Source organism: uncultured Intestinibacter sp., assembly GCF_902468165.1.
Taxonomy (GTDB): domain Bacteria; phylum Bacillota; class Clostridia; order Peptostreptococcales; family Peptostreptococcaceae; genus Intestinibacter.
In genome coordinates this window covers 22,736-31,625 of sequence record NZ_CABQXJ010000028.1, presented here as the reverse complement: position 1 = coordinate 31,625, position 8,890 = coordinate 22,736, and the positions used below count along the sequence as shown (strand labels likewise).

At 28.1% G+C, this 8,890-nt stretch carries 8 protein-coding genes; all 8 read left to right on the top strand.

What is annotated here, in order from left to right; translation table 11 throughout:
- Positions 1 to 116 precede the first annotated feature (116 nt).
- The 8 genes from RDX53_RS06890 to RDX53_RS06855 all read left to right on the top strand — a co-directional run bounded on the left by RDX53_RS06890 (position 117) and on the right by RDX53_RS06855 (position 8,801).
- Positions 117 to 1,049: a LysR family transcriptional regulator gene (locus tag RDX53_RS06890; protein ID WP_195931680.1), complete on the top strand. Its 933-nt coding sequence runs from the start codon at positions 117 to 119 to the stop codon at positions 1,047 to 1,049.
- Between the two features lie 376 nt (positions 1,050 to 1,425).
- A complete protein-coding gene (locus RDX53_RS06885; protein ID WP_195930100.1) occupies positions 1,426 to 2,328 on the top strand; it encodes a phosphate butyryltransferase in 903 nt (300 codons plus the stop codon).
- A gap of 93 nt (positions 2,329 to 2,421) precedes the next feature.
- Positions 2,422 to 3,495 carry a butyrate kinase gene (gene buk, locus RDX53_RS06880; RefSeq protein WP_195930099.1) on the top strand — a complete coding sequence of 358 codons (1,074 nt, stop codon included), beginning with the start codon at positions 2,422 to 2,424 and terminating at the stop codon, positions 3,493 to 3,495.
- Between the two features lie 293 nt (positions 3,496 to 3,788).
- Complete coding sequence (locus RDX53_RS06875; RefSeq protein WP_195930098.1) at positions 3,789 to 5,783, top strand: NAD(+) synthase; 1,995 nt, start codon at positions 3,789 to 3,791, stop codon at positions 5,781 to 5,783.
- Between the two features lie 298 nt (positions 5,784 to 6,081).
- Positions 6,082 to 6,492: a hypothetical protein gene (locus RDX53_RS06870; RefSeq protein ID WP_195930097.1), complete on the top strand. Its 411-nt coding sequence runs from the start codon at positions 6,082 to 6,084 to the stop codon at positions 6,490 to 6,492.
- A gap of 104 nt (positions 6,493 to 6,596) precedes the next feature.
- Positions 6,597 to 7,067: a hypothetical protein gene (locus RDX53_RS06865; protein ID WP_195930096.1), complete on the top strand. Its 471-nt coding sequence runs from the start codon at positions 6,597 to 6,599 to the stop codon at positions 7,065 to 7,067.
- A 201-nt stretch (positions 7,068 to 7,268) separates the two neighbouring features.
- Positions 7,269 to 7,700, top strand: coding sequence for a hypothetical protein (locus tag RDX53_RS06860; RefSeq protein ID WP_195930095.1), 432 nt, complete (start codon positions 7,269 to 7,271; stop codon positions 7,698 to 7,700).
- 462 nt (positions 7,701 to 8,162) lie between these two features.
- Entirely contained in the window at positions 8,163 to 8,801 is a 639-nt protein-coding gene (locus RDX53_RS06855) for a DUF368 domain-containing protein (protein WP_207743833.1), read from the top strand.
- Positions 8,802 to 8,890: the final 89 nt, after the last annotated feature.

Genomic DNA, 8,890 nt, shown 5'->3' with positions numbered 1-8,890 from the left:
TTATAAAAAATATATTAAACATATATACAAATACATACATACAAATACATTTATAAATGGGCCTTTATAGAGGATTTTCTCTTATAAATATATAATTAAATGAAAAGGTGATTATATTGAAATTAGAACAAATAAGCTATATTTTAGAAATCGCTAAACAAGGATCTATAGGAAAAGCTGCTAAAAAGCTATACATGAGTCAACCAAATCTAAGTATGTCTATAAGGATGCTAGAAGAAGAATTGGGATTTAAAATTTTTGATAGAAGTAATTCCGGTGTAGAGTTGACAGCTAAAGGTATGGAGTTGCTTCAATATGGTGAAGAAATTGAGCGAAATATGGACTTAATAAGAAATATGAACACCATAGCAAAGGACGAAAAAGTCAATTTTAGGATTTCTTCATATTATATATTTTTTATAAAACATATTATCTTGGAGTTAAATAATAGACATAAAAATGAAATGTTAAACTTGATAATCAATCAAGATAGTTTTTCAAATGTTATTAGAGATGTAGAAACAGGTCTTTCTGATATTGCAGTAATAAAAATAACTAGACCTGTAAGTTTTACTAATAAGAGAACTTTTATGTCTAAAAACTTGGAATTTATAAGAGTTACAGATGGACATGTCTGTGTACAAGTAAGAGCTGGTCATCCATTATGCAAAACAAAAGAAAAAGTAGATATTGATGATTTAAAAAAATATTTATTGTTAACTAATGAGTATGTAGACAGAAGTTACATATCCATGTGGATTGGTAATGAGCTAGATTATGATAATTTCAACCATTTTATAACTGTACAGGACCACGAGATGCTTTCTTATTTTTTGCATAAAACAGATGGTGTGTATTTCTCTTTAAGAGGAACGCCTATAAAGAAAAAAATAGAGCTAGATGATGGCACTGTGTTAATTCCATTATCTAAAAAAATTACTTTAGACTGCGGTTACATTAAAAGAAAAGATGAAGCTTTATCTCCTATAGCAGAAGAATTTGTAAACATATATAAAGAGTTTGCAGAAAATAATGATGTGAGGGATTAAATTATAAATTTTTGGGTCAGAATAGATTTCTGGCTTTATTTTTTTGTCAAATTAATTAAAAAATAATAGCAATATAAGTTAAAGTCATTACTTATTCAAGTAAAATAACATTATTAAATAAAAAGAATATGTTATAAAAATTTCTTATATCTAAAGATAAAAAATACATATTATCTATTCATATAAAAATAATTATATAATTAAATTAAGAAAACGATTTTTAATTCAAAACTAGATCAATTCAATATATATTATATATTTTCAAAAATAACTATAAATCTATTAAATTTTTAAACCAAGAACAATCTTAAATTACGTGTCAAAATAAATCACAATCTGAATATAAAAAATCTCACAAGGTAAAAGGGGTGGATTTATGAAAATAGAAGATGTTATAAATTTGGCTAAAAAAAGAGGACCAAAGACAGTAGCAGTTGCGTGTTGCCAAGATAAAGAAGTTTTGTTAGCTGTTGAAAATGCTAGAAAAGAAGGTATAATAAATGCAATTTTGGTAGGAGATATAGACAAAACAAAGCAAATTGCAGAAAGCCTAAATATAAGCCTAGAAAATTATAAATTAATAGACATAAGTGACTTAAGTGAGGCTTGTCTAAAAGCTGTACAACTTGTTTCTGAAGGTAGCGCAGATATTGTAATGAAAGGCCTAGTAGACACATCCATTATATTAAAAGCTGTTTTAAATAAAGAAATAGGTCTTAGAACAGGAAATGTATTAAGTCATACAGGAGTATTTCATGTTGAAGGATATGACAAATTATTCTTTATAACAGATGCTGCTATGAATATTGACCCAGATTTAAATACAAAAAAACAAATAATTCAAAATGCTGTCAAACTTGCAAGAGCATTAGATATAGACGAACCTAAGGTTGCAGTACTTTGTGCAAAAGAAAAAGTTAATCCAAAGATGCCGGACACAGTTGATGCAAAAGAATTAGAAGAAATGAATAAAAAAGGAGAAATTAAAGATTGTATAGTAGGTGGACCGTTTGCGCTCGATAACGCTATTAGTGAAGAAGCGGCAAAACATAAAGGAATAGACCATCCTGTAGCAGGAAAAGCGGACATACTGCTTGTACCGGATATTGAGGCAGGAAATATATTTTATAAATCTATGACTTTCTTTGCAAAAGCCCAAAGTGCGGGATTGGTGCTTGGAGCTAAAGCACCTATAGTTTTAACATCGAGAGCAGATAGCGATATAACAAAATTAAATTCCATTGCATTAGGCGTATTAGCAGCGTCTAAAAAAGATTAATTGTATTTAGTTAAAAATAGATAAGTATAGATTACTTTTTGTCAAAAGCTCTAATTAGAGAAAGTTTAGTATTTAAAATTAGGGGGAATTAATATGGAAAAGTTATTTAAAATTTTAGCGATAAATCCAGGTTCAACATCTACTAAGATAGCTGTTTATCAAGATAAAGAAGAAATATTTGAAAAAACACTTAGACATTCATCTGAGGAAATTGATAAATTTGAAAAGATAGCAGATCAATTAGATTTTAGAAAAGATATAATCGAAAATGTATTAAAAGAAGGTGGCATAAACTTAGCCGATTTAGATGCAGTAGTTGGTAGAGGTGGTTTGTTAAAACCAATTAAAGGAGGAACTTATATAGTAAATGATGCAATGGTTGAAGACTTGAAAATAGGCGTATCGGGACAACATGCATCAAACCTTGGAGGTATAATTGCTAGACAAATTGGAGATGAAATTAATGTGCCTTCATATATCGTAGACCCAGTTGTTGTAGATGAAATGGAGGAAGTTGCTAGATTATCAGGAGTTCCAGAAATGCCTAGAATTAGTATATTCCACGCATTAAATCAAAAGGCAATAGGAAGAAGGGCGGCAGAAAATATAGGTAAAAAATACGAAGACTGTAACTTTTTAATTGTACATATGGGTGGTGGAATTACTGTAGGAGCCCATAAAAAAGGTAAAGTAATAGATAATACGAATGGACTAGATGGTGAAGGACCTTTTTCACCAGAGAGAAGTGGTGGACTTCCAGTTGGAGCATTGTTTAGAGCATGTTATGGAGATGAAATGACAAAAGACCAAGTTTCAAAAAGAATAAAAGGACAAGGCGGAGTAGTTGCATATCTTGGGACTAATGATATTAGAGAAGTTGAAGCTAGAATAAATGATGGGGATGAAAAAGCAAAACTTGTATATGAAGCTATGATTTACCAGATATGCAAGGAAATAGGAGCATATGCAACAGTTTTAAAAGGCGATATAGATGCGATAATATTAACTGGTGGAATTGCTCATTCAGCTAAGGTAAGAGATATGATAAAAGAAAGAGTAGGATTTTTGGGAGAAGTATTATCTTATCCTGGAGAAGACGAAATGTCAGCATTGGCAGAAGGTGGACTTCGAGTATTAAAGGGCGAAGAAGAAGCCTTAGTTTATTAATTTGCATTAAAAATTCCATATAGAAATTTTTAAATATACACCTAAAAATGAGGAACAATAATAGAGTACTATTATTTGTTCCTCATTTTATTTAAAGATATAAATAAGTTCTTTAAAAAGATTTTTTATAACGCATAGGAAATTATATTCACTTATAAATAAATTACATCGAATAAAGATTTTTTTATAAAAATTATTGATTTGTGATAAAATAAAATATCTTGATAATGTATATGAAAATATCTAAATAGGTATTTAAAAGATAAAAAATGGAATAGATTGGAGACATGTTTATGAATAAATTATTAAATCATGGGATTGTTGAGGTTGCAACGCTTATTCCAAATGAAGTAAAGATTGCAAATCCGAAATTTAATGTAGATGAAATGTTAAGACTTCTTGATGATGTTATAGAACAAAATAAATCAGGTAAAAGACAAACTAGAGTAGTAGTATACCCAGAACTGAGCGTTACAGGATATACATGTCATGATTTATTTAATCAATATACTTTAATAAAAAGATCTTATGATGAACTTATAAGATTTGCAAAACTATCAAATAAAGAATATAGTCCACTTATATTTGTAGGGATGCCGATTAGAAAAGACAACCAATTATTTAACTGCGCAGTCGCAATACATAATGGTGAAATAATAGGTGTAGTACCAAAAACATTTATACCTAATTATTCTGAGTTTTACGAAGGAAGATATTTTGCGAGCTCAGTAAATAGAATAGATGACCAAATTGTGATAGGTGGAAAAACAGTTCCGTTTACACCAAATTTATTAGTAGAAGATACTCGCACAGGTGCTGTAGTTTCTGCTGAAATTTGTGAGGATGTTTGGGTACCGATACCACCTTCAAAATACCATTGTTTACATGGGGCAAATATAATTGTAAATTTATCAGCAAGTAATGAAACTATAGGAAAAGCTAAGTATAGAGAAGATTTAATAAAAATGCAATCAGCTACATCAAACTGTGGATATGTATACGCATCTGCATCAAGAGGAGAAAGTACGACAGATACTGTATTTTCAGGTCATAGTCTAATTGCAGATTGTGGAGTTATAGTAGGTGAGAGCAAGTTTTTAGAAGATATAGAAATAACTTATGGTGAAATAGATATAGAAAACTGTGAAAATGATAGAACAAAAACGACATCATATATGACTAATGTAAATAAACAAAAATATGAACGTATTTGTATAGAGACTTTTGCACCAGTAACAGATGAATTTGTTTCAAATAGAGAAATATCAATACTACCATTTGTTCCACACAATATAGATGAGCGTGCTACTGAAATATTAAAATTACAAGCAGCTGGTCTTGCTGGAAGACTTAAAAAAATAAATTGTAAAAATGTTGTTATAGGAATCTCTGGTGGATTAGACAGCACGTTAGCATTAATTGTAGCAGCAGAAGCATTCAACATAAATGGGCTTGATACAAAAGGAATACACGCTATTACAATGCCTTGTTATGGAACTACTGATAGAACATTAAACAATGCAAAAAAATTAATGGAATTATTAAATGTAACATCATATGAGATAAATATAAAAGATGCATGTGAACAACATTACAAAGATATAGGCCATGACAAATCTAACTTAGACGTAACATTTGAAAATGTTCAAGCGAGAGAGAGAACACAAATACTTATGGATATATCAAATAAAATAGGCGGATTAGTAGTTGGAACTGGCGATTTATCTGAATTAGCATTAGGTTGGTGCACATACAATGGAGACCAAATGAGTATGTATGGAGTAAATGCATCTATACCAAAAACTTTAGTAAGAGGAATCCTAGAATCATATGCACAACATCACAATGAACTAAGAGAAACTTTATTAGATATTTGCGATACTCCTGTTAGTCCAGAGTTACTTCCTCCAAATGAAGATGGAACAATAAAACAAAAAACAGAAGATAAAATCGGTTCATATGTAATACATGACTTTATACTTTACTACATGCAAAGACATGGATTTGGACCAAGAAAAATATTTGATTTATATATAAATGCAAAAACTATGCATGAAAAGAAAATGGGTGTTGAAAATCCAGTTATAGATAAGGCTGATGTGCTTAAAAATATGGAGATATTCTACAATAGATTTTGGACACAACAATTTAAACGTTCATGTATGCCAGATGGAGTAAAAGTTGGTAGTGTGTCATTATCACCAAGAGGTGACTGGAGAATGGCATCTGATGCATGTCAAAGTATCTGGATAGATGAATTAAACGAATTAAAGAATATAATTAAATAATTTTAAATATATTTTATAAACAGAAGTAAAACAAATTAATCCGTTTAATGTATAATGTATTATTTTTTCTAGCTAGAAAATTTTTCAAATTAAATCTGTAATTTAGATAATATGGTGATACAATATTATAAAGAGGTTAACTAGACGCAAAGTTGTTATAGGGGATTTTGTGTAAGGTGACTAATCATTAAAAAAAGAACAATTTTTGTGTACTCAAATAACCTGCATATACATAAATTTATATATTTTAGGGAATATATAATAAATAATAATAGGTATAGAGAAAGGGGTAAGATATATGTTATACACACCAAAGTACATTTTAGTGGCAGAGTTAGATAAAAAGGTTTGTGAATGCTCTGAATGTAAAAAATTCAGAGTACTATATAATCATAGTCAGATGACTGAAAGTAAAAATGAAGACATTTGTGATTCTACAAGCGATATAATAGCTGTTTGCTCAAAATGTAGTAGAATGTATAGATTTGATATGAGATACATAAAAAATGGAAGCGACCAAAAGCGTACGGTTTCAAATATAAGAGAAATATCTGAAACAAATAGCCAGGTAAGAGAACATATTAAACGTAATTATGGTTCTTATGAAGCATTATTTACTATAAGATCCGAAGATTTTATTACGAAAATAGTAGAAGAAAAAGAAGTAGAAAACGGAAAATATACAGAATACGTCTATATGGAAAAATAAATTTGATTTTGTATATGTAGATTTAGAATAAAACATAATACAAAAAATAAAGGCTTTAAAGCCTTTATTTTTTGACTAACAAAATAAATACGGGGGATAATCTTATGGTTACTGTAAACAAATACCTATATCAAGATGATTTTGGACAAAAAATATGTCCATGCTCAGATGCACAAAAATATAAAGTTTTATTTAGAGAAGTAAACGAAATAGAATTAAAGGGAAGTGAAGTAGAGGCAGTTACAAAAGCATCTATATACAAAATGGAAAAATTAGTAGTTATGTGCACAGAGTGTAAAAAAATATATTTTATTAGCTTATCTTTTGAAGGTAGTTTTAAATCACAATATGTAACACTACATAGTGTTGAGCTATTTGATGAAGATGTAATTGAGGCTAGAAATTTAATAAATAGAAGATATTCTGAATATGAAGGTGAATTAGTAGATATAGCTACAGATGATTATGTTATAAAAGTATTATTAAAATCTGATGATGACGAAAAAACAAATACTGTATATGTATATTTAAATAGAGAAGACAGCATACTATATTCTGATTTACAAAGTGAATAAAAGAACTTACATTCAAATAATAATACTGCATATTAACTATAATTGTTACGATTAGTTTATATGCAGTATTATTTAATTTATAAGATAAAATAAAGAGCTAAAGGCAATATTTATTTTTTATAAATATTTAATAAAAATTTTATAAAGTTTTGTTACTTTGATAGAGTAAAGAAAAAATTTTGATAAAACGAGGGATAACTTATGAAGATAAAAAATAAAGTAATAGTTTCTAATATAGTCATAGTAGTAATACCAATATTAACGCTATTAATTATAATGGGGATATCTATAAAAAGTAATAATTACCACGAAACTATAGAAGAAATTATAGAAACTTTAGTTAAGGATAAAAACTCTTTATATTCAGTACAAAGTTTAATATATCAATACGAAGATGATATATTGTCTATACCTAAATCAAGCTATAAAAATACAACACAAAAAGAACTAGAATCCAATCAATTATCAAATTTAAATCAAGAATTAAGTAAGTTAGGATATAACTTATCCATAGAAGTAAATAATAAAAATTTATATGATAATTTGACAAAACAGGAACATCAAAAGCTAAATGAACTGATAAAAAACTATGATAATAATTTTAAACATACTGTTATCACATTGGATTTCTAAAAGTATTTTAGTTCCATTAGAAAAGATAAGAGTAGGAAGTAAAAAAATAAGAGAAGGAGAGTAAGAAAAGCCGATAAATTATTTTGGTAATGATGAGTTTGGAGACGTATGTAGAGATTTTGATGAGATGAGAGGATATCTTAGAAATTCAGTAGACGAAAGATTGAGATATGAAAAAAATAGAAGATGAATCAAAAAATATAAAATTTATAGATACAGTATGGGGCGCAGGTTATAGATTCTGCATATAATTAACAAACATAATATTAACAGTTAATAAATAATTAATATTTTATTTTTTTTATAGTTATTTTTATTTTGTATTATAAAGATAAAGAAATAAAAATAAGAAAATATTAGTTGTACAAGCATATAAAATATGTGTGTATCACGAGATTGTAGAGAAGGTGAAGTCTTTTTAATAGATTTTTAGTCTAAATACAGTTTTAAGGAGAGGTGAAAATGTTGAATTTAATGTTTGGTGGTTTGTGTATGGCTTTGGCGGATTCTGTACCCGGTGTTTCAGGTGGTACAATATTATTTATTCTTGGAATATTAGTAGTAGTTTTAATTACTTATTTCAATCCTATATCATCAAATTCTTATAATATAAGTTTTAAATATTTTGATATAGATTTAATGATTTATATTATATTAGTAGCAATTATAGCTGTATCTGCAATGGTACTTCCAGGTATATCTGGATCGACTTTGCTTTTGATATTTGGTTTATATCTACCTATTATGAAGAGTGTTCACAATATCTTGAATGGGAATTTCAGCCAAATGCCTATTGTATTAGTATTTATAGTCGGTTTGATAATTGGAATATTCTCATGTACAAAGCTAGTTAAATATTTATTACAAAAATATACTTCTGAGATGATATATATAATTTTAGGATTGATGATAGGTTCAATATATTCAATCATTATGGGACCCACAACTATTACAGGAACTTACAACTATGTTCCTGTTAATATTTATAATTTTAATGTACTATTTTTTATTCTAGGTGGAGTGTTAATAGGTGCAATTCAATATTTAAAACATTTGATTTTAAAACAATCAACAGATATGAATCTAAAAGAGATAGATTAATTAAAAAAAAATTCGCTTTGCTCATGGCGCCAACGACTTCGTCCGTTGCTTTAGTTAATAGGTTGGAAATTATATATTATCCAAAAACC